The sequence below is a fragment of the Hyphomonas sp. genome (genome assembly GCF_046313975.1).
GTDB lineage: Bacteria > Pseudomonadota > Alphaproteobacteria > Caulobacterales > Hyphomonadaceae > Hyphomonas.
The window spans coordinates 1-23,358 of sequence record NZ_JBKBXB010000028.1 but is presented as its reverse complement, the minus strand read 5'-3'; the positions used below and the strand labels follow the sequence as shown (position 1 = coordinate 23,358).

Sequence of the window (23,358 nt, the reverse complement as noted above, 5' to 3'; positions counted from 1 at the left end):
GTTTGATCAGCGGCGCAAAGCCTGCCGGATGTCGCTGATGCGGACCGCGCCAGTCAGCAAGGCGGCAATGGCATAGGTTATGGCGGCCGTGAACACCATCGCGGCGGCGGCGAGGGCTTTGGAGCCGTAGAGCCAGGCCTGGATGGCGGGGAGCTGCCAGAGCATCAGGGCGATCACGGCGGAGAGGATGAGTGTGGCTGCAAATGCGCGCAGGAGGCCGGGGACGAGAGTTGGGCCGGGCAGGTACCAACCTCGGCGGCCAAGGGTGACCCAGAGCATGAGGGCGTTGAGCCAGGCGGCAGCGCTGGTCGCGATGGCGAGGCCAACGAAACCCTGCCCGCCATTCTGTTTCATCCAGAAAAAGAGGCCCGCGCCGAGCACCGTGTTGAGAACGACCGAGACGAGGGCAAAGCGCATTGGCGTCTTCGTGTCCTCGCGGGCAAAGAAAGGCGGGGCAAGGACCTTGATCAGCACGAAAGCTGGCACGCCCCAGGCGAAGTGGAAAAGCGCAGCCCCGGCGGCCGCGGCATCCGACGGCAGGAAAGCGCCGCGCACGAAGAAGGCGTCGATCAGGAAGACGGGCGCGATCATCAGGCCGGCAGCGGCGGGAAAGGTGAGCGCCATGGCGAGGCCGAGGCCGTCATCCATGGTGCGCGTGCCGGTGGCTGCGTCGCCTGCCCGCGCGGCGCGGCTGAGGCGCGGCAGGATGGCGATGCCGACGGCAACGCCGACGAGGCCCAAGGGGAGCTGGTAGAGACGGTCAGCGGCATAGAGCCAGCTCTTGGCGCCGACTTCGAAACTGGCGAGCGACTGGCTGACGATGATGTTGATCTGCGTGCCGGAGGCCGCGATCGTACCAGGCACGGCAAGCATCAGCACCTTCTTCACCGCGGGCGTCAGGCGCGGCATGCCGATCAGGCTGAGCTTCACCTTCTGGCGTGAGGTGCCCCACCAGAGCGCGCCGACCTGCAGGAGGCCGGAGATGAAGAAGGCGATGGCGGCGTAAAGCGTCGTCACCTGCGGCGTGGTGCCGAGGAGGCCTGCGGGAATGAGGCAGAGGTTGAGCAGCGTCGGCGCACCGGCGGAGAGGATGAACCGCTCCAGCGAGTTGAGGACGCCGGAGAGCAGCGCCGCGATCGCCATGAAGGTGAGGTAGGGCATGGTGATGCGGGTGAGCAGCACGGCGAGATTGTAATTCTCCGTGTCGTTCGCCTGGCCGCCATGGATGACGAGCAGGACCCAGGGCATGAAGAGCTGGGCAAGGATGGTGAGCGCGGCGGTAAGCGCGAAGAGGACGCGCATGGCATCCTGCGCGACAAGGCGGGCAGCTTCGGGGCCTTCGGCCTCCAGCGTGCGGGCATAGGTGGGCACGAAAGCCGAGGCGAAGGCGCCTTCGGCGAAGATGCGGCGGAAGAGGTTCGGGAATTGCTGGGCTGTTGCCCAGGCATCGCCGACCGGCCCTGCCCCGATCTTGGCGGCAAGAATGATGTCGCGCGCAAAGCCGAGGATGCGGCTTGCGAAGGTCAGCGAGGCCTGGACGGCCGTATTGCGCACAAGGCTCATGGGCCAACGCTTTCCCGAATTCTCAGAAGCTGTCCACGGCCCGCGAGCGCCGGAGCTTACGGGCTGGCGTGTGCGGACCGTCCGGCTCCTCGCGGGAGAGGACTGCGAGAAGGCGTTCTTTCAGGGTCTCCTTCCGGGCCTTTGAGAGGCGGGCCGAGGCATTTTCAAGCTGCACATAGAAGGCATCGAACACCCGCTCGCCATAAGAGGCGATGTGGGCCGAATGAATGGACAGTCTCTGCTCGGCGAGGACTTCGGCCACTTCGTGCAGCAGGCCGGGACGGTCGCGGCCGGCAATGTCGATAACGGTGTATTCAGCCGAGATATCGTCATGGATCTGGACCGAAGGCTGGACGAGGAAGGCGGCTTCGCGGCGGCCCGTGCGTGTCTTGACGCCGCCCTTCGGCGGATGGCCCGCCAGCGCGGCGAGGATCGCTTTCTCGAGGCCGGCGAGACGCGCCGGATCGTCACCGCCGAAGGGAAGCCCGCGGATGTCCTGCAGCATGAAGACGTCGACGATGCGCCCGCCGCGTGAGGTGAAGACCTGCGCGGCGACGATGTTGGCGCCGAGGAGGGCGAGCGTGCCGGCGAGGTCTGCGAAGAGGCCGGTGCGGTCCTTGCCGGAGACGAGCAGCGCGACGGCGCCGCCTTCGGGAGCCATCCGTGTCGTGACGATATCGCCGCCTTTGGCGAGCGCGCCGGCATGCCAGGCGATGTCGTTCTCGTCGAAGCCGGTCCAATAAGCGGTTTCGAGTTCGAGCAGGAGCGGCGGGAGGGCGCCGAGCTTGTCAATGATCGACGCGCGGCGTTTTTCGGCGCGGCGTTCGAGCTCCATCAACACTTCAGCCTCGTCCGTGCGCCCGCCGCGCAGGGCGGCAGCGGTGTTGTGGTAGAGGTCAGCGAGGAGCTGGCCTTTCCACGCGTTCCACACGGCCGGGCCGACGGCTTTGATATCGGCGACAGTGAGGATGTAGAGCAGACGCAGGCGCTCGAGCGAGCCGCAGAGGCGGGCGAATTTCGCCACCGTGCGCGGATCGGAGATGTCGCGCTTCTGGGCGGTTTCGCTCATTTCCAGATGATGGCCGACGAGCCAGGCGACAAGATCGGTTTCCTCATCCGGCAGGCCGAGGCGTTCGCAGGCGCGGCGCGCGGTGAGCATGCCGGCTTCCTGCTGGTCGCCCTTCCCCTTGCCGGTATCGTGCAGCAGCATGGCGAGATAGAGCGCACGGCGGTTTTCGATCTGGCCGAAGAGTTCGGTGGCGAGCGGGGCGATGCTGCCGCGGCCGTGTTCAATGTCGGAGATTGTCTCGACCGCGCGCAGCGTGTGCTCATCGACCGTGTAATGATGATACATGTTGAACTGGGTCTGCGCGACGATAGAGCCGAATTCCGGAATCGCCTTGCCGAGCACGCCGGCATCGTTCATGCGGCGCAGCGTGGGGCCAGGATCATTGCCGCCGAGAAGGGAATCAAGGATCAGCTTGCGCGCTTCGGGCTGTTCACGGACGGTTTCGCTGAGGCCGCGCAGGCTGCGGGTGAGCGCGGTGAGCGCGGCGGGGTGGATGTCTTTCTGTTCGCGCCGGGCGATGGTGAAGAGGCGGATCATGTTGAGCGGATCGCGCTCCATCACGTCTTCCTCGGTGATGCTGACGCGGCCGGCCTCGATCTGGAAACCGGCTTCCGGCATGGCCTGCGGCGGGCGCGTGGGCAGGAAGCGGCGCAGGCCTTCGGGCTTTTTCTTGTGATCGGCTTCGAGCTTGGCGGCGAGGATGCGCGTCAGGCCGCCGACATCTTTCGCGACGAGAAAGTAGCGTTTCATGAAGCGCTCGACACCCTGCTGGCCCTCGCGGTCGCGGTAGCCCATGCGGGCGGCGATCTCGGGCTGCAGGTCGAAGCTGAGCCGGTCTTCGGCGCGGCCGGTGACGAAATGCATGTGGCAGCGCACGGTCCAGAGGAAACGGCCCGCGCGGATGAAGACGGCGACCTCATGATCCGTGAACGGACCAGAGCGCATCACTTCTTCCAGCGTGTTGCCGCCGTACATGTGCTTGACGATCCAGTAGAGCGTCTGCAGGTCCCGCAGGCCGCCCTTCCCTTCTTTCAGGTTCGGCTCGACAACATAGCGCGCATCGCCGGTGCGCGAGTGGCGCGCATCGCGCTCGGCGAGCTTGTCGGCGATGAACTGGGCGTCGCGGCCCTTGACGGCGTCACGCTGGTAGAGCGCCATCATGTCGTTCGCGAGGGCTTCGTCGCCGCAGATGAAACGGGCATCGAGCAGGCTCGTCTTGATGGTGACGTCTTCGAGGGCGAGCTTGACGCAATCGATCGGCGCACGGAAGGCGTTGCCGACTTTCAGGCCCATGTCCCAGAGGGCATAGAGCATGTATTCGACCACACTCTCCGTATGCGGACTTGCCTTGTAGGCACGCAGGAAGAGAAGGTCCGTGTCGGAGGACGGCGCCATGACGCCGCGGCCATAGCCGCCGGTGGCCATGACAGCGATGCGCTCGGCCTCGGTAGGGTTCGAGGCGCGGTGAACGTGGGTCACGGTGAAATCGTAGAGCGCGTGGATCACTTCGTCCTGCACAGCGGCGAGGAGGCGGGCCGTGTCGAGACCGTCAGCGCCCTGCTGCAGGCGTTCCTGCGCGATCAGGCGGCCGCGGAACATGGCGCCGTGGAGCAGGTTCAGCGCCTGCTTGCGGGCGGCGGAGGGATTGTTGATATTGTCGAGCGCTGCGGCAGTGAGCTTCACCCGGAGGGCGCGGCCATCGATGATATCGGCAATCCGCCACTTGCCGGGACGGCGCGAGACGGCCGGGCGGGCGGTGTTGAGGAAAGTGGGCGGGGTTTCGGTGGCGCGCGTCATCAGACGTCTACATAGCAGGTTTGCGGGCCCCGGCCATGGGGCTGAGGCGCCTCAGCCGACGATAGAATGCACCCGGTTGAACCAGAGGGGGGAATTGGCGAGGTCAATGATTTTGCGTTCGTCTTCAAGGAGTTCGGCGGCGGCAGCAGCCGCGCCGGGGTTCCGACCGGCGGCGCGCATGGCCTCTTCGCTTTCGAACCAGATTTCGGCGATGCCGTCATAGGGCTCAGGCGCGTTCCGGGAGGCGCGGATGCCGGCATTGAGGTCGTCAAAGCCGGTATGGACCTGTTCATACTTGATGATGCCCAACGTCTTCGCCCTTGCCGCCACCAGCGGGGCATGGGTCTCGCGCCAGTAGCGCTGAAATTCCTCGCGGCTGAGATGCGGCAGGCGGCGCAGGCAGAAGGTGAGCTTGATCATGGCGCGAGGCTACGGGCGGGGCGCGGGCCTGTCCAGATTGACGCTGGGGCTCGCCGCGGGCGCAGGCCTGCTCCATATTGATCGGTCAGGGCAGGAGGTGGGTGATGGGCGGAAGTTTCACGAAGGAAATCCTGCGCTGGCTGCACATAACCGGCGGCATTATCCTGTTTGCCTATGTCTATACGCCGCTGGCGGACAATCCGTTTCTCGCGGACAGCACGAAATATGTGATCTTCCCCGGCCTCGCATTGACCGGGCTTGTGATGTGGCAATGGCCGTTGTTCCGCAGCCTGTTCCGAAAGAAGGATGTCTGAGGCGGGATTAATCCCGCCCTACAACAGATCGCCCCCTGCTGCCGCCGCTGTCGTGCCGTCCTTCTTGTAGGCGCGGATGACGTTCTTGCCAGTGATCCACTTGTGCACCTCGTCCGGCCCGTCGACGAGGCGCTGGGAGCGGATATGGGTGTACCAGGCCGCGAGCGGCGTATCGAGTGAATAGCCGAGCGCGCCGTGCAGCTGGATGGCGGTATCGACCACCTTGTGCACCATGTTGGCGAGGAAGACCTTGGCGATGCCGTTTTCCTGGCGGATGTCCATGCCGTTCTCGGCCTTGTAGGCGATGTGCATCAGCATGAGGCGGGCGATGTAAAGCTGGCTGGCGCACTCGGCGAGCATGAACTGCACGCCCTGGCGATCTTCGAGGCCCTTGCCGAAGGTCGAGCGTTTGGTGACATGCTCCGTAGCCAGATCAAGTGCGCGCTGGGCCATCGCGACATTGTGCATACCGTGGCGCAGGCGGCCATAAGCGAGCCGGTGCTGGCCCATGGCGAAGCCCATCCCCTCCCCGCCGAGCAGGTTTGCCTCCGGCACGACGAGGTTTTCGATTTTCACCTCGGCATGGCCGCCGCCCATTTCGGCATAGTGCTTGCCGTGCACCGCCATGGTGGGGATGTCGCGTAGGATATTGTATCCGGGGTTGGGCAGCTCGACGATGAAGGTGGAGTATTGCTGGTGGCGCGGCGCATCAGGATTCGTCTTGGCCATGACGACGGCGATGTCGGCAGCTGTCGCGGCGGAGGAGAACCATTTCTCGCCGTTGAGCACGTAGTTGCCCTTGCCGTCTTTCACGGCGGTGGTTTTCATGCCGGTGGCGTCGGCGCCGGCGGCTTTCTCGGTCATCGAATAGCAGACACGTTTCTGCCCTTCGAGGATCGGCTTCAGGAACTTTTCCTTCTGATACTCTGTACCATGCGCGAGCAGGGTCAGCATCGTCGCATCGTCCGGCCCCTGAGAATTCATCGACAGGGCGCCGAGATGGCTCTGGCCGAGTTCCATCTGTACGAGGGCGTTGGCGAGTGGCCCGAGTCCCATGCCGCCATGTTCCTTCGGGATGAAGGGCAGCCAGAGGCCTTGCGCGCGGGCTTTCTTGCGCAGCTCCGCGAGGACTTCCTTGTAAGGCTTGCCGGCCGACATCTGCTTCTCGGCGGGGATGCACTCTTCCTGCACCCAGCGGCGCACGCGCTCGCGCACTTCCTTTGCGTCTTCCGGAATCGTGAAATCGATGGCCATGACGGCTTCCTCCCTTGTCTTTGCCGGGAGGCTAAACCCGGATGGCGGGAGGACAAAGCCTGCCCACGCGTCAGGGCGCGGGATAGTCGACGCGTTCGAGATAGAGCCCGTCTGCCGGCGCGATGGGGCCGCATTGTGTGCGGTCAGCGGCTTTGAGGATGTCACCGATCCAGCTGACCGGATGGCGGGCGCGGCCGACTTCGACGAGACTGCCGACCATCGAGCGGACCTGGCGGTGCAGGAAGCTTTGCGCGCTGCAGGTGATCTCGATCCGGTCGCCGAAGCGGGCGACGTCCAGACGGTCGAGCGTTTTCACCGGGCTGGCGGCCTGGCAGGCGGTGTCGCGGAAGGTGGTGAAGTCGTGAAGGCCGAGGAGGAGCTGCGCGGCGTCGTGCATCGCGGCGGCGTCGAGTTTCGACGGCACACGCCAGGCGAGGCCGCGTTCGAGGGCGAGATCGGCGCGGCGGTTAATGATGATGTAGCGGTAGTGACGCGTGGTGGCGGAGAAGCGGGCGTGGAAATCCTCGCTGACTTTCTCCGCTTTCAGTACGGCAATGGGATGCGGGCGAAGGTGGGCGTTGAGCGCGTCGGCGACCTTGGCGGGGCGGTCCTGTTCGAGATCGAGATGCGCGACCTGGCCGGTGGCGTGCACGCCGGCATCGGTGCGGCCCGCGCCCAGCACCTCGACGGGGTGGCCATCGAGTTTGGCGGCAGCGGCTTCGAGCACGCCCTGCACGGTCGGCTTGCCCGGCAGGCGCATCCAGCCCTGATAGGGCCCGCCATGATATTCGATCAGGAGCTTGTAACGCGGCATGGACGCCGGGTGCCAAAGGCGGAGGGCCGGGTCAACCGGGCTCGCGCGAATGGCGCAGCTTCAGCCAGATGATGCTGGAAAAGATGAGCAAGGCGACCGCGTTCCAGAACATGATGCTGAAGGCGCCCTGCAACCAGCCATAGAGACCCCAGAGCACCGACCCGGTAAAGGCCATCAGGTACATGGTGAGCGACACATCCCTCGCCTGCCGCGTGCGGATGATCTTGATGGCCTGGGGCGCGGAGGCAAACGTGCCGAACATCCCTGCGACAAGGCCGAGGAGTTCGATGGATTGAAGCTGCATGGAAGTGGGCCTTTCAGCCGGTGAATGCCTTGGGATAGGTGAGCGTGCCGGAGGCGGGGCCGCCTTCAGTGAGGCGGAGCGCCATGAAGTGCGGGCCGGACCAGGGGGCGGTGAAGGGCTTTGCCGACTCTTCGGAGAAGCCGAAACGGGGATAGTAATCCGTGTGGCCGAGGACGAAGACGAGGGTTTCGCCGAGATCATCCAGTTCTTCGAGTCCGGTGCGGACGAGGTAGCTGCCGATGCCGGATTTCTGCAGGCCGGGCTTTGCGCTCATCGGACCGAGGCCGGCGGCGAGCGGCTGGCCGTTGATCAGGATACGGAAGAACTCGATATGACCGACGATGCTCTCATCGTCTGCCACGGCGACGAGGGAGACGAGGCTGTCGCCATCAGAATGAAGCTGGCGGATGATGCGGCTTTCTTCTTTGGACTTGAAGGCAAGACCGAAGGTCTCATCACTGAGCGCAGCGATCGCGTCCATGTCTTCAGGGCGCGCGGGACGGATGAAGAAGAAGGTCATGTCAGCACGGCGCCTGTGGGCAGCGGCGAGCCGGCGAGGAAGTCGCGGGCGTCCAGCGGTTTGCCGCCGGGTTTCTGCAGGCGCAGGAGGCGGACGGCGCGGCCATCGCCGCAGGCGACCGCCAGGCGGTCATCGATCAAAGCGCCGGGGACGACGACGGTGACGCGATCCGTCAGCTCACTGAACAGGACCTTGAGGCGCACGGGCCCCTGCCCGAGGTCTGCCTCGCACCAGGCGCCGGGCGCGGGCGAGAGGCCGCGGATCTGGCAATCGACCTCGGAGGCGGGGCGCGACCAGTTGATGCGCTGGTCTTCCGCAGTGAGCTTGGCGGCGTAGGTCATGCCGTCTTCGGACTGGGGCTTCGGCGAGAGGCTGCCATCAGCGAGGCCCGCGAGGGCGCGCGGCGCCAGTTCCGCAGCAAGGGAAGCGAGCCGGTCGTGCAGCGTGCCGGCGGTATCCTGCGGGGTGATCGGTGTACGGACGGAGGCGAGGACAGGGCCCGTGTCAAGGCCGGCTTCCATCATCATCGCATCGATACCGGTTTCCGTGTCGCCTGCCATGATCGCCCGCTGGATCGGCGCGGCGCCCCGCCAACGCGGCAGGATTGAAGCGTGCATGTTGAGACAGCCAAGGCGCGGCGCATCGAGGATGGGTTGCGGCAGGATGAGGCCATAGGCGACGACGACGGCGGCGTCGAGGTTCAGCGCGGCGAAGGCGGCCTGCTCTTCAGGTTTCTTCAGCGATTTCGGCGTGCGCACTTCAAGACCGCGCGCCTCTGCGAAGGCGTGCACGGGCGTCGGCGTCAGCTTCTGACCGCGGCCGGCGGGGCGCGGCGGCTGGGAATAGACGCAGGCGATCTCATGGCCCGCCGCAATCAACGCTTCGAGCACGCCGAGCGCAATGCCAGGGCTTCCCATGAAGGCGATGCGGAGGGGCTGGGTCATGCGCGCCGATCTAACGGCAATCGGCCGGCTTGGAAAGCGAACCTAGTTCGCGTCTTCGCGGATGGCGCGGAGGCGGGCTTTCTTCACCTTGTCGATGGCACGGTCGCGTTTCAGGCGCGAGAGATAGTCGATGAAGAGCGTGCCCTTGAGGTGGTCCATCTCGTGCTGGATGCAAACGGCGTAGAGGTCTTCTGCCCATTCATCGACGAGGTTGCCGTTGTAATCGAGATACCGGATGCGGCAACGGGCCGGGCGCTCGACCTCGTCGAAAATGTCCGGGACGGAGAGGCAGCCTTCTTCGTAGGGCTTGGTCTCTTCGACGGTTTCGAGGATTTCCGGGTTCACGAAATAGCGCGGCTGGGGCTCCTCCCCTTCGCGGGCGAGGTCCATGACGATGACGCGCAGCGGCACACCGATCTGGATGGCCGCCAGGCCAATGCCGGGGGCGTCGTACATGGTTTCCAGCATGTCATCCATGAGCGCGCGGATTTCGTCCGTGACGCCGCCCTCAACGGGCTTCGACACCTGCTTCAGGCGCGGATCGGGAACGGTGAGGATTTCGCGGATGGCCATGGCGGTCAGATAGGCAGCCCTTACGCGCGCGTCAACGGGGGATCACTCCGCCGCCACATCCTCCGGCCCTGCAAAGCCCAGTTCCGGAACCCGGCGCACGTCGTTCGCGCGCTTATCCAGCCGCTGGGGGTCATCCGGCGCGGCATCTTCGGAGGTAATCTTCAGACTCTCCATCTTGCGCAGGCTGGGCACAACCCGCGTTTCGACCGATCCGACCATCTTGTTATAAGCGTCAACTGAACCATTCAGCTGCTTGCCCAGCTTGTCCATGTGTTCGAGCACCTTTCCGATGCGCGTGTAGAGCGTCATCGCCTCCTCCGCGGCTGCCTTGGCATTCACGTTCTGGTGGTGCTGCTGCCAGAGATGGGCAACCGTTCGCGCGAGCGCGATCAGGGTGGTCGGCGTGGTGACGATCACCGACTTGTTCATCGCCTTCTCGATAAGGTCTGGCGCATGTTTCAGAGCCTCTGCGAAGAAATTCTCCCCCGGTATGAACATCACGACATAGTCGAAGCGGTTACCGAGATTGGACTGGTAGTCCTTTGAAGAGAGCGTCTGGACATGGCGCTGCACGCTGGCCGCGTGAGCCTTCAGATGAGCCTCTGTCTGGACAGGATCCACCGCCGCATGGGCTGCGAGATAGGCATCCAGTGACACCTTCGAGTCGACGACGATCTGCCGGTCGCCGGGAAGACGGATGACGGCATCAGGCCGCTGACGGCCCGCATCAGTCTGATCGTTCACCTGTTCCGCAAAGTCACAATGCTCAGACAGACCCGCCTGCTCCATAACGTTACGAAGCGTCATCTCTCCCCAGCGCCCGCCACCTTTCGGCGCCGATAGCGCAGTGACAAGCTTGCCGGTTTCCTGGGTGTGGCGCTGCAGGCTTTCACCAATCGCGAGCACCTGTGTCTGCAGGGCAGACTTGTCTTCCACCCTCACTTTCTCGAGTTCGCCCACACGTTTGGCAAACTCCTCAAGGCTGAGGCCGATCGGTTTGACCAGTTCGCGGATATGGCTTTGCGTGCCTTCCTTGTGGCGGGTGAAGGTCTCGTTGGCGAGTTGCAGGAACTGTTCATTCGCCTGGGCGAGTACACTCTGCGCCATCTGGGCAAACCGCGCCTCGTCGGCTTCGCTGCGCGCCCTTGCTTCCGCGAGCCTCAGCTCCGCATCGCGCGCTACCGCCTCCAGTGTCTTCTCCCGCTGACGCAGGCCCGCCAGCTCCTCGCGCTCGAATGCGGCGCGCTGGCGGGCCTGCCAGAGGTAAACGCCGAGGCCGATCACAGCCGCGAGCAGCAGGACGTGGATGAGGTCGAAGCCGGCTGAGCCGATGGTTATGAAAGGGGTCATGGCGAAGCCTTACACGGAGTCGCCAGAACATAATGGAAACGAAACAGTGCTGTCTACACCTGACAGGAGAAAGCTCCCCGCCTGCCAGGCGAATTTCACACCTTCAGAATCAAAGGTTAACCGGCAAACGCGCCGTTCCGTTTCAGCCTTTCAGGAAGCCTGCGAGACGTTTCGTGATGATCTCCTCGGCTTCGGCCATGATCCGGTCGATCAGTTCCTTGCAGGTCGGGATGTCGTAGATCAGGCCCGCGACCATGCCGCACGACCAGGCGCCGGCATCCATCTGGCCGTCCTTCATGATCTTCGGGTAGACGCCGGCGACTTCCTCGATGATGTCCTCGAACTTGATCGAGGAACCGAGTTCCTTTTCCTTCTGCAGCAGGCGTTCGACGGCCGGGTTGGTCAGCACGCGTTCGGTGTTGCGCAGCGGGCGCATGACAAGGCGGGTGTCGAGTTCGGACGCAGCAACGAGCGCCTGTTTCACGTTCTCGTGCACGGGCGCTTCTTTCGTCGCGATGAAGCGGGTGCCCATGTTCATGCCCTCTGCGCCGAGCGCCATGGCGGCGACCAACGAGCGGCCATCCGCCATGCCGCCGGAAGCGATGAAGGGGATGTCGAGTTCGTCCATGGCGCGCGGCAGCAGGATGAAGTTCGGCACATCGTCTTCGCCCGGATGACCCCCGCATTCAAAGCCATCAACCGAAACCGCATCGCAGCCGATCTTCTGAGCCTTCAGCGCGTGGCGTACGGCTGTGCATTTGTGGATGACCTTGATGCCATTGTCTTTCAGCACCGGGAGTACCTGCTGCGGGTTGTTGCCAGCCGTTTCGACGACCTTCACGCCGCCTTCGATGATGGCCTTCACATAGCCCGGATAGTCCGGCGCGTTGACGGCAGGCAGGAAGGTGAGGTTCACGCCGATCGGCTTGTCGGTCATATCGCGGCAGCGGGCGATCTCGTTGGCAAGATCCTTTGGCGTGCGCTGGGTAAGCGCCGTGATGATGCCGAGGCCGCCGGCATTGGAAACCGCCGCCGCCATCTCCGCAAAGCCGACAAAGTGCATGCCGCCCTGCACGATCGGGTGCTGGATGCCGAGCATTTCGGTGATGCGGGTTTTCATGGCGGTGTCTCCCTGGGCGCGATGTGTTTGCCGCATCCTTGAACAAGGAGCACTGCGGCGGCAAGCCTGACGGAGCGTCATCAGGGGTGGACAAGGCCCGGCAGCGAGTTCACTCCAAAGCCATGAAACTCAGCGCCCCTGCCCTGGCGGCCCCGCTCGCCCTGATCCTTGCTGCCTGCCACAGCGTGCCGGACGCCCCGCCGCCGGAACCGCAGGCCACCGAGTTGGCGGCGCCGCCGCCTGCCCAGCAATGGCTGTACGGGTCGGCTGAGGCGCGCATCGTGATGGTGCAGGAATGGAATGCGATTGCAGTCTATATTGAGAGCGTCGCGGCGCAGCGCCCCAACATGAGCGTTGTGCTGGCGCCCGGCGCCACGGCGGATGTGCCGGATTTCCTGGCCTGCGGAGACAAGCCGCTCGCCGCCGTGTTCGATGCCGACGAGACGCTGATCTGGAACCTGGGTTCGACAGCCTGGCATGTGCGGGCCGGCAGGGAGTTCGACTTTCCGGTCTGGCTGGACTGGGAACGTACCGGCGCCGGAAAGGCCGTGCCGGTCCCCGGCGCGCTGGAGAGCCTTGCCCGCATCCGCGCTGCCGGGGTTGAAGTGATCGTCAATACCAACCGCGAAGCCGAGAATGCAGGCGGCACGGCAAAGACCCTGGAAGACGCAGGCACCGGAACGTTCGTGCACGGATCAACACTGTGGCTGTGCGGGGATGCGCCCGGCGGGTCCGGCAAGGACGGGCGACGTAATGCGATCTCGGAGAATTATTGCGTGATCGCGCTGGTCGGCGACCAGCTGGGCGATATTGCCGACATCTTCAACGCGAAGGATCACGCCCCGCCGCAGCGCAAGGCTCTGAGCGCCGCCCCGGCTTTTGCCGCGATGTGGGGCAAAGGATGGTTCATTCTTCCGAACCCGGTCTATGGGCCCTCCATCGCCGGCACGATGGAAGAGGTCTTCCCGCCCGAGACGTATTGGGAGCCGTCCTCCGGCGAATAGGACGACAATCGTCCTTGCACGTTTATCGGGAGCTTCACGCGCGGCATTCGCCCTGAAGGCGAGGCGTGTTCGGGGTGCAGGGATGAGGAGCGCCCGGAGAGCCAATGGGGACAACGGCTCTGCAGGCGCTCCTCGAAGCGGCACGAGCTGGGTGGGGGACGCGCGTGACCGCCGATACTGACCTGTAAAGCCCGCCGTTCTGCGAGCCTGATCTTGCAACAGCGCCAAGCTTCCACCCCTGCCCGACGCCAGAAACTCATTCCGGGAGCCTATTGAATTAACCAACACCTTGTGTGTCAATGTCGGCCTGAAGGCAGATTTGCACAGGGGTGGGGCAAAAATGCGCGTGCAGAACTGGGACGACTATCGCTTCGTGGCGGTACTCGCCCGAACGGGTTCGCTTGCGGAAGCCAGCGTCGTGCTGGGCGTGGATCGTTCAACCGTGCAACGGCGGATCAAGGCGCTGGAGGCCACGCTCGGCTATCCGCTGTTCGTGAAGAATGGCGGCCAGCTTCAGGCCGTGCCCGAAGCCGAGCCGATCCTTGCCGCGGCCCGGATGCTGGAAGCGGCCTCGGGCGGCGCGCCGCAGACCGGCGCCGAGCCGGCTGTCCTGTCCGGGAACCTGTCGGTGACGACGACGGACTCGGTCTATCTCTCCGGTGTCAGCGAAATGATCGACGCGTTCCAGGAACTGCACCCAGGATTGCGCATCGATGTGATGGTGACCAATCGAAAGCTGAACCTTGACCGGCTGGAAGCGGACGTGGCGCTTCGCCCGTCAGACTCGCCGCCGGAGAATTTCGTCGGGCGGCGCATCTGCGACCTTGCCTTCGGTGTCTATTCGAGCCGGGCCTATCTCGAGAACAATCCCGGCAGGCGGCGCGACCAGCATGCCTGGCTGGGCGTGAGCGAGAACATGGTGAACTCTCCGCCGGGCCGATGGTTCGACGCGCATGTGCCGCCGGAGCGGCAGGTTTACCGTGCGGACAGCTTCATCGCCATTGCCGAGGCCTGCCGGCTGGGGCGCGGCGTGGCGCTGTTGCCGAAAGCCTATGCCGCGAAAATGCCGGACCTGATGCCGCTGGACCACCTGATGGATACCCCGCATGCGACCGGCCTGTGGCTGCTGACGCATGCGGACATGCGCAACAATCCGCGCGTGCGCGCCTGCATGGATTTCCTGGGCCGGCGCGTTTCCCGGGCAAAACGGCGATTTGCCGGCGAATAGGCCCCTTGCGGGTTTGCGCATCCCCTCCGGGAGGCTAGGGTTGGCCGGAGGCTAAGCGGGGAGCTTCCCATGATCTTGTTTGTTCACGGCGTTCCGGACACCGCCATTCTCTGGCAACCGCTGGTCGAGGCGCTGGGCCTGCAGCCGGATTCCTACCGTGCCCTCTCCCTGCCCGGCTTCGCTTCGCCCCTGCCGAAGGGCTTTTCCGGAACCAAGGATGACTATGCCGCCTGGCTGATCAGCCGGATCGAGGAAGCCGGCGAGCCGGTGCATATCGTCGGGCATGACTGGGGGGCGCTGCTCGTGCTGCGCGCCGTGTCGCTGCGGCCGGACCTGATCTCCAGCTGGTGTGTAACCAATGCGGTGATCGACAAGGAATATTCCGGCCACCGCACCGCGCGGATGTGGGCGACGCCTTTGCTGGGCGAACTGGTGATGCTCGGCATGCGGAACAAGACGCGGCTGGAGGCGGGCCTGATCGAAGGCGGGATGCCGGCCTCCCTGGCGCGCGAGGAAGTGCCTCATATCGACAAGACGATGCGCCAGTCGATCCTGAAACTCTACCGTTCGGCGGTGGGCCTGCGTTTTCGTGGCGAATGGGTGGACGATCTCGCCAACATGCCGAAGCGCGGCCAGCTGTTCTGGGGTGAGACCGACCCGTATGTCGACCTCAGCGTGGCCGAACGCTTCTCGAAGCAATGGAATGTGCCGCTGCATGTTGCGCGCGGCGCCGGCCACTGGGCCTGCCATGAGCGCGCGCAGGAATTTGCCGGCGTGCTTGCGGCGCACTGGTCGCGCTAGGCGGCTTCCTTGCGGGGGCTGCCGATCTCGCGCTTCACAAGCTCCGACAACTGACGAACCGAAAAAGGCTTCGGCAGGAACGAGACCGCGCGGTCGTCCAGCTGCTTGGCAAGTTCCTGTTCGGCATAGCCGGACATGAAGATGACGCGCGCATTGCCGAGCTTGTCTTTCGCTTCCTTGATCAGCGCCGGCCCGTTCATGCCCGGCATCACGACGTCGGAAATCACAAGGTCGAACTGGCCGGGCTTCTCGGTGAGAATTTCGAGCGCCTCTTCGCCATCCATCGCCTCTTCGACGTCATAGCCGCGCGAGCGCAGCAGTGTGACGGCAATGTCGCGCACACCGGATTCGTCCTCGACGATCAGGATGCGGCCACGGCCGGAGAGGTCCATCGGGCGATGCTCGGCAAGCTGGGCAGGAACCAGTTCCGCCGGCTGAGGAATTTCCGAAGCCGCCAGGGCCGGCAGGTAGATGTAGAAGGTCGTGCCTTTTCCGGTCTGCGAGGCGATATCGATATAGCCGCCGGACTGTTTGATGATGCCCAGCACCGTGGCAAGGCCGAGGCCCGTGCCGGAGCCTTTCTCCTTGGTCGTGAAGAAGGGCTGGAAGATCGAGCCGCGCAGGTGCTTCGGCACGCCGCTGCCATTGTCTTCCACTTCGATCAGCAGGTATTCGCCCTGCTCGACATAGTCGAACCCGCGCGCATGCGCATCGCTGGCCATCACGCGGCTGGTACGGATCTGAAGCTTGCCGCCATTGCGGTGTGACAGCATCGCGTCGCGGGCATTGGTGACGAGGTTGATGATTGCTGTCTCCAGCTGGCTCTTGTCCGCCCGGATCCAGGGAACATCGCGGCCGTGCGAGACATCCAGCGTGATGCGCTCGTCGATGACGCCGCGCAGCAGGATCGAAAATTCCGTCAGGAAGTCGGTGGCGTTGAACACTTCGCGCTTGAAGGTCTGCTCGCGCGCATAGGCCAGCAGGCTGCGGACGAGATCGCGCGAACGCACGGTCGCCTCGTTGATCGCTTTCAGATTGTCGAAGGACGGATCCCCGACCGGATGGCGCTGGGTGAGGATCTCGTAATTGCCCATCGTGATCTGCAGCATGTTGTTGATCTCATGCGCGATCTTGCCGGCAATCTTGCCGATGGCCTGCATCTTCTCGCCATGCGCAAGGCGTTGTTCGAGCATCCGGTGCTCGGAAATATCGACGACATAGGCCACCGAAGGACGCCCCGCTGCGTTCAGCGTGACGAAGACGTTGGCATAGACAGGCTGTTCTTCCTTGTCGTCCGAAGAGGAAGGCGGACGGGCGACGCGCAGCGCGACCGGCTTGTCGACGGCCTGCACCAGCGCCTGCGCGAGTGCTTCCTCGCCTTCGCTCTCGGTGACAAAGAGTTCGGCAAAGCGCGAGCCGGGCGTGGAGCGGCCGGCTGACAATTCCATCAGGGCGCGGTTGGCATCCATGATGATGGCGCCATCGACCCGGTCGCCATCCAGGCGCACGGCGCCGAAGGGCGCATCGTCGAACATCGGGTCGCCATCAGGACGCGGCGGGCGCGAGGCGCCCTGCATCGAGAAGCGGCCCTCCTCGCCGTTCATCACCTGCTGATTGACAAGGATGATCGTGCGGCCATGCGCCTCGACGCCCTTGCCCGACCAAGTGGTGATCGCCTGCACCGGCATCTCGACCCCGTTGCGCGCGCGCAGGTGAATGTCGGCCCGGCCCGGCGCGCCGCTTTTCTTGTCGCGGCTGAGCAGCTTCACGAATTCCGGGCGCATGATGTCGTCGAGGCGAATATTCTTGGCCGACTCAGGAAGCCCGAGCAGTTCGCGCAGGTAGGCATTGGCATAGGTGATGGTGCCGTCCGGGCGCGCCGCGAAGAAGCCCATCGGCGCATCTTCGACATACAGCGATTTCAGATCGGAGGCGCCCGTCGCCTCAAGCTGGCCGGCGATGCGGCGGATGCGCCACAGGACCCGGCCGCGGGGCAGAGGCGAGACGGAAACTTCAAACTGCGCCGGCACCTGTTCCGGGCCGATCGAGACGGGCGGCAACAGCTCGCGGCGCGGCGTGCCGGCCTTGGCCGCCTTGGACAGGCGGTAGACCGGCGCGGCAAGGCCGGGCGTTGCATCGAACAGCCGGTCGACCGTCACGGGGCCGGATTCGCTGCGGGCGGAGATCAGGGCAATGCTCGCGAGTTCGCCATATGCGCCGTTGGCCGCGACGGGCGCGCCGCCGGGATCGGTGATCAGGACCGCTTCGTCCAGCGCCTCGATCCAGGGGAAGCGGGGCGCGCCGGCATTGGCGATGCGGGCCGCTGCGCCGCGTTCCGGGAAAAGGCCGATGAAGCGGCCGGCGCCGCGAACCGTCCACAGGAGGAACACCAGACCGCCCGACGCCATCGTGATCAGCAGGATCGAGCCGGTTGCGCCGGACGCATGCGGGCGCGCCAGCGACACACTGGCCGCTGCAATCGAGAGCAGAAGGCAGACCCAGAAACCAAGCTGCAGAAGGTCCACTCGGCGGCGGGCGCCGGAACCTCCGGTTTCAGCAGAGGTGTCTGCCTCCTCGGGCGCTGAAGTCAGCGGCGTCAGTTCGAGGGTTTCGCTATCGTGTTTCATGCTCTACCGCCAATTCACCCGGCCCGCTGCCGGAAGCGCGAATCCCCTGACACAGCGGCGCTGCGCCCGGGATTTTCTTGGTTACTTCTTTCTCGCACGGCAAAGGTTAACGAATCCAAAAAAAGCGTTAAGACCTCAGCCCATACTCACCTTTACTGAACAGGATTCGGCCTATGATGATAATCCGCTCTGCGTTTGCCCTCGCGCTTCTCGGCTCGGCGGCGGCCTGCACCACACCGGCCATGACCGCCTCCCCCGAAGCTGCAGCGGCCACAGCAGAACCCGCCCAGACGGAATCGGAACGCCTGAACGCCTGGTTCGAGCAGATCTTCGACGAATCCGTCGCCCGCAGCCCGATGCGGCAGACCTTCCTGGGCATCAAGGACCGGTATGGCGAGTGGGATGATGCCTCGGACGCATTCGAGATCGCGGAACTCGAGATCCAGCGGGCGAATGTCGCCGAGATGAAGGCCTCGTTCGATTTCGCCCAGCTCGACCCGCAGACCCAGCTGTCCTGGCGCCTTGCCGAGTACCAGCTGAAGCGGTCGGAAGCCTCCTTCCCCTTCCGCCATCACGGATATGTGTTCAACCAGATGGGTGGAGCCCAGTCGAGCATCCCGGCCTTCCTGATCAACCAACACAAGGTGACAAGCCTGTCTGACGCCGAGGCCTATGTCTCGCGCCTGAACGGCATTCCGGCCTATCTCGGCCAGCAGGTGGCCAATTCGAAGGACGCGGCCGCGAAGGGCATCCTGCCCCCGGCTTTCGTCTACGAATATGTCCTCTCCGATGCGGCCGGCGTGATCACGGGCTATCCCTTCGGCGATGCAGAAGCGGTCACCGCCGATAGCCCTCTGATGGCCGATATCCGCAGCAAGGTGGCGGCCTTGTCCGCTGCCGGTCGGATCACGCCGGAAGAATCGGCGGACATCCTGGCGCGCGCCGCTGACGCCCTGAAAACCTCCGTCGGCCCGGCCTATGAAGCCGCCATCGAGGAGCTGAAGCTGCAGCAGGCGGTTGCCACGACCGATGACGGCGCCTGGAAGCTGCCCGACGGCGCCGCCTACTACAACCAGCGCCTCGCGCAGATGACGACAACTGATCTGACGGCGGACGAAATCCACCAGATCGGCCTCGATGAAGTGGCGCGCATCCATACCGAGATGCACGCGATCATGAATCAGGTCGGCTTCACGGGCACGCTGGCGGAATTCTTCGAATTCATGCGCACCGACCCGCGCTTCTACAAAGCGGAAACCGCCGAGGGCCGCGAGGAATATCTCTCCGAAGCGGTCGCCGCCATCGAACAGATGAGGGGCGACCTGCCCTCGCTGTTCAACACCTTCCCGAAGGCCGAGATGATCGTGAAGGCGGTTGAGCCCTTCCGCGAAAAATCCGCCGGCAAGGCCTTCTACTCGCGCCCTGCCCCGGATGGCAGCCGTCCGGGCATCTACTATGCCAACCTCTATTCGATGGCCGACATGCCGACCTATCAGCTGGAAGCCCTCGCCTTCCATGAAGGCATTCCCGGTCACCATATGCAGATCGCCATCGCGCAGGAACTGGAAGGCATTCCGAGCTTCCGCAAGTTCGGCGGCTACACGGCCTATTCCGAAGGCTGGGGCCTCTATTCGGAACTGGTTCCGAAAGAGCTTGGCTACTATTCTGATCCGTACTCGGACTTTGGCCGTCTCGCGATGGAAATCTGGCGCGCCGCCCGTCTCGTCGTCGACACCGGCATCCACAGCAAGCAATGGACGCGCGAGCAGGCCGTGCAATACCTGATGGACAATACGCCGAACCCGAAGGGCGACTGCGAAAAGGCCATCGACCGGTATATCGTGATGCCGGGCCAGGCGACCGCCTACAAGATCGGCATGCTGAAGATCGTCGAGCTGCGCGAGCGTGCGAAGACTGCGCTGGGTAACGGTTTCGACATTCGCGAGTTCCACGATATCGTGCTGAAGGATGGCGCTGTCCCGCTCGCCATACTTGAGGAGAATGTGGACGCATGGATCGCCGTGAAGCAGGGCTGACGACGTATCTGAAGCGGAGCGCGGCGGGCGGCGTCATGCTGCTTGCCGCGCTCGGCCTTGCCGGGTGCAACACGCTGGCAGCAACCTTCCTGAAGCCGGACATCGACACGGCCGCGGCAACCCTTCCGGCGGGCAACTACACGCTCGACCCGAAGCACGCCTCGCTGTTCTTCCGGATCAACCATCTCGGTTACTCGACCTATGTTGGCCGCTTCGAGCGCTTCGAGGCGAGCCTGACCGGCGACCCGGCGCAGCCGGAGGCGGCGCAGGTGACGGCCATCGTCGACATGGCCTCGCTGAATGTCGCCAATCCGGAATTTGCCACCCAGCTGATGGGACCGGACTGGTTCGATGCCGCGCGGTTTCCGCAGGCAAGCTTCCGCACCTACGGCCTCAAGATCGTAGGCGAGAACGAGGCTGACATCAGCGGCGAACTGACCCTCAAGGGCAAAACACAAGCCGTCATCATCCGGGCAAAGCTCAATGGCAGCGCCTATGATCCGCTGCGCGGCGCTGAGGTCGTCGGCTTTTCCGCGACACTGCCGATGAGTCGCTCGGTTTTCGGTATCGACAAGTATTCCGGCCTGCTGGCCGATGAGGTCGAGATCCAGATCGAGGCGGAATTTATCCGGCAGACGGGCGGTTGAGCGGTCCGATGGCCGGCCCGCGCCGGGTCACGCGCAGGGCGATGCGCCCGCCGCGCCGGCCGATCTCGGCTTCCGCCGCCAGCGGCCCGTCCGGCCTGCCCGACAGGAGCTCCACCGGCTGATCTGCCGGCACGCCCAGCAGCAGCGTCGCGCCGGGTTTCAGGCCGGATAGTTTCGAGAGCGGTACGGACAGGCTTGCAAGCCGCGCCGTGAGAACGGTCGAGAGCGCGCCCTGGCCGGTGGTTGCCCGGGGGGCGGCAGCCGGTTCGGGCACGGGCGCCGCCATGCCGGCCAGCGTGTCGCTGAGGATCAGGCTGCCGGTGAAGGATTCCGTCTGTGCCCGGAAGGTCAGGGCTGCCGCCAGAGCGCCCGCGGGCGGCGAAATCGAGGCGGCGTACACCGTCTCGGTCTCGACGCCGGAGAAGACGAGGCCGGAGGAAATCGATGTGCCCAGCGGGCGCACCAGCGCTTCCAGCAGGGCAAGGTCAATCGGGCTCAGCGGTTTCGGAGCGCCGCTGCGCGCGCGCGCGCCGCAGGCCGTTTCGATCAGCAGCTGGGTAAATCCCGGCGGCAGGATCAGCATGGCGCCGACATCGCCTTCCGGCAGCGAGAAACACACAATCGCCTGACCGCGTTCATCGCCGGCGAGGCGCACGGCATGCTCGAAGGGCAGCTGCTGCACATCGCCGGGCTGGACCGCGATGGGCAGGCCGCAGCTTTCGCGCAGCGCCATCGACAGGCGCGCCGCAAGCCGGCGGGTAAGGCTGGTATCGGGCGCAGGCTGGGCTGCCGGCGCGGAGAAATCACCGAACGGGCGCTCGGTCGGCGGCGCCGTGCGCGGCACAGGGGCGGGCTCGGGGCCCATATCTGACAGGTCCGGGCGCAGCAGCGCCTCGATCTCGGCGGGGGTCAGCTTGCCGCGTGCCGTCATCAGAAATCGCTCCGGATCCGCAGGGTCCGCCGGGGGCGGCATATCGCTCATGACCTGCCCTTCCCGCCGGGGCGACATGTCCCAGCCGTCGTCCAAACTGCCGTCAGGCAGCGGACCGGTGTCGAAAAGGACAGAGGTTCGGCTCATCCCTGCATTTCGCCGCGATCCGGTTAACGGGGCGTTAGTAAACTGCCCGGCGCCCAGAGGTTAAGGCCGGCGCGCCGGGTGATTCAGGATAATGTGTGGAACTTTAACTTCGCGGTCAGGAGCTGGTAAGGCGCGATTCGGAAATCGGGCGCATTCTCGCCTCATCGCTGAAGGGAAACCTTTAAGAGTTCCGCCGCGGCGTTGGGAAGTGGATTAGAAGGTCAGTAAAAAAGGCGGCGCTCCGCAAGGAGTGCCGCCTTCAGGCTGTCTGGCTGCAAGCGCGGGTCAATCGTCGCGCAGGGTGCGTTCCTTGCGCTCATGGCGCTCCTGCGCCTCGAGGCTGAGGGTCGCGGTCGGGCGCGCTTCGAGGCGGCGCAGGCCGATGGGCTCGCCGGTCGCTTCGCAATAGCCGTAAGTGCCGTCTTCAATCCGGCGCAGGGCCGAGTCGATCTTGGAGATCAGCTTGCGCTGACGGTCGCGGGTACGCAGCTCGAGGGCCTTGTCGCTCTCGGCGGCAGCACGGTCGACGATGTCGGGCAGCGAACCCGACTCGTCCTGGAGATTGTGAATTGTCTGCTTGGCGCCGTCGAGAATATCGGCTTTCCAGGCTTCGAGCAGCCGCCGGAAATAGGCCAGCTGACGCTCGTTCATGAACTCTTCGTCCTCTGAAGGGCGATAGTCCTCAGACAGGTCCATGCTCACAGCAGACTCCTTAACCCGTTTGCGTGCCATATAGATCGAGCCCCGATTCTCCGCAATTCCGAATGCTGCTATCTTAAACTCAATATTTTCAACCTGTTACAACATATTTACGACAATTCTGCGTAACATTCGAGGCATCAGGTGCAGTCGCAGCCCAAACATCTGTGCAAGTTGCACACCGCCCCTTGATCTTTGAGGGTCCGGGCGGCTCTATGGATTTCGTCCCCACCTGCCGCCCTTCCGGTATTCCGCCTGCATGTCCAAGAAACGGAAACTGCCTTCGAAGCGCGCTGGCTGGATGCTGGCGGTGATGTTCAATTCGCTGCTGATCCTCGTTCCCGTCATTGCCTCCAATACCGTGCGCAAGGCCTATGAAGGCGTCGGTGTGGCCGACCAGGTGACGGCTGAAGCCATCGAGCAGACGACCCTTCGCATGAACGAGCAGCTGCGCGAGCTAGCGCCGAAGGAGCCGGACCGCAAACTGCCCTTCTGGCAGGACAAGGTGCAGCGCGCCCTCGAGGAACACGACACGGACCTCTTGCGCGGATACCTGCTGGCCGCCCCGTCCATGCTCGGCAATGAACTGGGAAAGCAGGTGCAGGCCCGCGCCGAGGCCGAAACGCGCGGCACACCTGAGGAGCGCATCATCCGCGCCGCCCTGCAGAAGATACCGGAAACCGTTGCGCGCTCGATCGAATACCAGCTTGGCCTGCCGCAGGCGCCGCTTGTGCCGGAAGCTGCGCCCCCGGCGGAAAGCGAAGACGCGGCCCCTGACGCCGCCGGCGAGCCTGCCGAAGCCGAGGCCGAAGTGCTCGCCGCCGGATCGCGCGGCGAACAGGACTGGCGCTTCCGCTTGCTCGGCAGCTTCCCCGACCTCGCCGCAATGGCGGTGCGCTGGAGCAGCGGCGACAAGTCCGACGGGGTCGTGTTCAAGCTGACCGGGATCGGCCATGTGCAGCAGGCGCACAGCGACGGCCTGTCGGAATCGAATGCCCGCGCCGTGTCCCTCATCAAGTCCGCGAGCCGGTCGAAACGCCTGCAGCCGGAATTTCAGGTCTATCTCGAAGACCTAACCGCGGATGCCGTTCCGCGCGAGGCGCTGGAAGTGGCCCTGAAAGACGTGCTGCAGACAACGGCAACAACCGAGACACGCGGCCTGATGGTGCGCGATGCGTTCGAGGATACCATCGACC

General features: G+C 64.7%; 21 protein-coding genes. 7 read left to right on the top strand and 14 right to left on the bottom strand.

Annotated features, from left to right (window positions below):
• Window positions 1-6: 6 nt before the first annotated feature.
• From murJ to ACK4TE_RS10845, 3 genes are read right to left on the bottom strand one after another with little or no spacing between them, the layout of a single operon-like run.
• Complete coding sequence (gene murJ / locus ACK4TE_RS10855; RefSeq protein WP_409911530.1) at window positions 7-1,563, bottom strand: murein biosynthesis integral membrane protein MurJ; 1,557 nt, start codon at window positions 1,561-1,563, stop codon at window positions 7-9.
• A gap of 22 nt (window positions 1,564-1,585) precedes the next feature.
• On the bottom strand, window positions 1,586-4,429 hold the full coding sequence (locus tag ACK4TE_RS10850; RefSeq protein ID WP_409911529.1) for a [protein-PII] uridylyltransferase: 2,844 nt from the start codon (window positions 4,427-4,429) through the stop codon (window positions 1,586-1,588).
• A gap of 51 nt (window positions 4,430-4,480) precedes the next feature.
• Window positions 4,481-4,849 carry an EthD domain-containing protein gene (locus ACK4TE_RS10845; protein ID WP_409911528.1) on the bottom strand — a complete coding sequence of 123 codons (369 nt, stop codon included), beginning with the start codon at window positions 4,847-4,849 and terminating at the stop codon, window positions 4,481-4,483.
• Between the two features lie 104 nt (window positions 4,850-4,953).
• Between ACK4TE_RS10845 and ACK4TE_RS10840 the strand changes: the two genes are divergently transcribed.
• On the top strand, window positions 4,954-5,163 hold the full coding sequence (locus ACK4TE_RS10840; protein ID WP_409911527.1) for a hypothetical protein: 210 nt from the start codon (window positions 4,954-4,956) through the stop codon (window positions 5,161-5,163).
• A gap of 18 nt (window positions 5,164-5,181) precedes the next feature.
• Here ACK4TE_RS10840 and ACK4TE_RS10835 read toward each other — a convergent pair whose 3' ends face one another.
• From ACK4TE_RS10835 to ACK4TE_RS10800, 8 genes are all read right to left on the bottom strand, one after another.
• Window positions 5,182-6,417 (bottom strand): acyl-CoA dehydrogenase family protein, encoded by a 1,236-nt coding sequence (locus tag ACK4TE_RS10835; protein WP_409911526.1) that lies wholly within the window; start codon window positions 6,415-6,417, stop codon window positions 5,182-5,184.
• Window positions 6,418-6,487: 70 nt separating this feature from the next.
• Window positions 6,488-7,231, bottom strand: a complete 744-nt coding sequence (truA, locus tag ACK4TE_RS10830) for a tRNA pseudouridine(38-40) synthase TruA (RefSeq protein ID WP_409911525.1) — start codon at window positions 7,229-7,231, stop codon at window positions 6,488-6,490.
• Window positions 7,232-7,262: 31 nt separating this feature from the next.
• Complete coding sequence (locus ACK4TE_RS10825; RefSeq protein ID WP_409911524.1) at window positions 7,263-7,535, bottom strand: SemiSWEET family sugar transporter; 273 nt, start codon at window positions 7,533-7,535, stop codon at window positions 7,263-7,265.
• A gap of 13 nt (window positions 7,536-7,548) precedes the next feature.
• A complete protein-coding gene (locus ACK4TE_RS10820) occupies window positions 7,549-8,055 on the bottom strand; it encodes a GNAT family N-acetyltransferase (RefSeq protein ID WP_409911523.1) in 507 nt (168 codons plus the stop codon).
• A complete protein-coding gene (gene fmt, locus ACK4TE_RS10815) occupies window positions 8,052-8,999 on the bottom strand; it encodes a methionyl-tRNA formyltransferase (RefSeq protein ID WP_409911522.1) in 948 nt (315 codons plus the stop codon). The genes ACK4TE_RS10820 and fmt overlap by 4 nt, the downstream gene beginning before the upstream one ends.
• A 42-nt stretch (window positions 9,000-9,041) precedes the next feature.
• Window positions 9,042-9,572 carry a peptide deformylase gene (gene def / locus ACK4TE_RS10810; RefSeq protein WP_409911521.1) on the bottom strand — a complete coding sequence of 177 codons (531 nt, stop codon included), beginning with the start codon at window positions 9,570-9,572 and terminating at the stop codon, window positions 9,042-9,044.
• Window positions 9,573-9,614: 42 nt separating this feature from the next.
• Window positions 9,615-10,922, bottom strand: coding sequence for a DNA recombination protein RmuC (gene rmuC / locus ACK4TE_RS10805; protein WP_409911520.1), 1,308 nt, complete (start codon window positions 10,920-10,922; stop codon window positions 9,615-9,617).
• A gap of 142 nt (window positions 10,923-11,064) precedes the next feature.
• Window positions 11,065-12,042: an NAD(P)H-dependent flavin oxidoreductase gene (locus ACK4TE_RS10800; protein WP_409911519.1), complete on the bottom strand. Its 978-nt coding sequence runs from the start codon at window positions 12,040-12,042 to the stop codon at window positions 11,065-11,067.
• Between the two features lie 122 nt (window positions 12,043-12,164).
• Here ACK4TE_RS10800 and ACK4TE_RS10795 point away from each other — a divergent pair, with 122 nt between their 5' ends.
• From ACK4TE_RS10795 to ACK4TE_RS10785, 3 genes are all read left to right on the top strand, one after another.
• Window positions 12,165-13,046 (top strand): HAD family acid phosphatase, encoded by an 882-nt coding sequence (locus tag ACK4TE_RS10795; RefSeq protein WP_409911518.1) that lies wholly within the window; start codon window positions 12,165-12,167, stop codon window positions 13,044-13,046.
• A 340-nt stretch (window positions 13,047-13,386) separates the two neighbouring features.
• Window positions 13,387-14,274 (top strand): LysR family transcriptional regulator, encoded by an 888-nt coding sequence (locus tag ACK4TE_RS10790; RefSeq protein ID WP_409911517.1) that lies wholly within the window; start codon window positions 13,387-13,389, stop codon window positions 14,272-14,274.
• A 69-nt stretch (window positions 14,275-14,343) separates the two neighbouring features.
• Window positions 14,344-15,075, top strand: coding sequence for an alpha/beta fold hydrolase (locus ACK4TE_RS10785; RefSeq protein ID WP_409911516.1), 732 nt, complete (start codon window positions 14,344-14,346; stop codon window positions 15,073-15,075).
• Here the strand turns inward: ACK4TE_RS10785 and ACK4TE_RS10780 are convergent.
• A complete protein-coding gene (locus ACK4TE_RS10780; protein WP_409911515.1) occupies window positions 15,072-17,702 on the bottom strand; it encodes a response regulator in 2,631 nt (876 codons plus the stop codon). The genes ACK4TE_RS10785 and ACK4TE_RS10780 overlap by 4 nt on opposite strands.
• Before the next feature lie 176 nt (window positions 17,703-17,878).
• On the opposite strand from ACK4TE_RS10780, the gene ACK4TE_RS10775 reads away from it, so the two are divergent.
• Window positions 17,879-19,738, top strand: coding sequence for a DUF885 domain-containing protein (locus tag ACK4TE_RS10775; protein WP_409911549.1), 1,860 nt, complete (start codon window positions 17,879-17,881; stop codon window positions 19,736-19,738).
• Window positions 19,714-20,385 carry a YceI family protein gene (locus tag ACK4TE_RS10770; RefSeq protein WP_409911514.1) on the top strand — a complete coding sequence of 224 codons (672 nt, stop codon included), beginning with the start codon at window positions 19,714-19,716 and terminating at the stop codon, window positions 20,383-20,385. Before ACK4TE_RS10775 ends, ACK4TE_RS10770 begins: the two co-directional genes overlap by 25 nt.
• Here the strand turns inward: ACK4TE_RS10770 and ACK4TE_RS10765 are convergent.
• Both ACK4TE_RS10765 and dksA read right to left on the bottom strand, forming a co-directional pair.
• A complete protein-coding gene (locus ACK4TE_RS10765) occupies window positions 20,363-21,367 on the bottom strand; it encodes a FliM/FliN family flagellar motor switch protein (RefSeq protein ID WP_409911513.1) in 1,005 nt (334 codons plus the stop codon). The two genes, ACK4TE_RS10770 and ACK4TE_RS10765, sit on opposite strands and share 23 nt — an antisense overlap.
• Window positions 21,368-21,748: 381 nt before the next feature.
• Window positions 21,749-22,159, bottom strand: a complete 411-nt coding sequence (dksA, locus tag ACK4TE_RS10760) for an RNA polymerase-binding protein DksA (RefSeq protein ID WP_409911512.1) — start codon at window positions 22,157-22,159, stop codon at window positions 21,749-21,751.
• Window positions 22,160-22,421: 262 nt separating this feature from the next.
• Here dksA and ACK4TE_RS10755 point away from each other — a divergent pair.
• Window positions 22,422-23,358, top strand: a 937-nt coding sequence (locus ACK4TE_RS10755) for a hypothetical protein (protein WP_409911511.1), incomplete at its 3' end; no start/stop codon positions are given.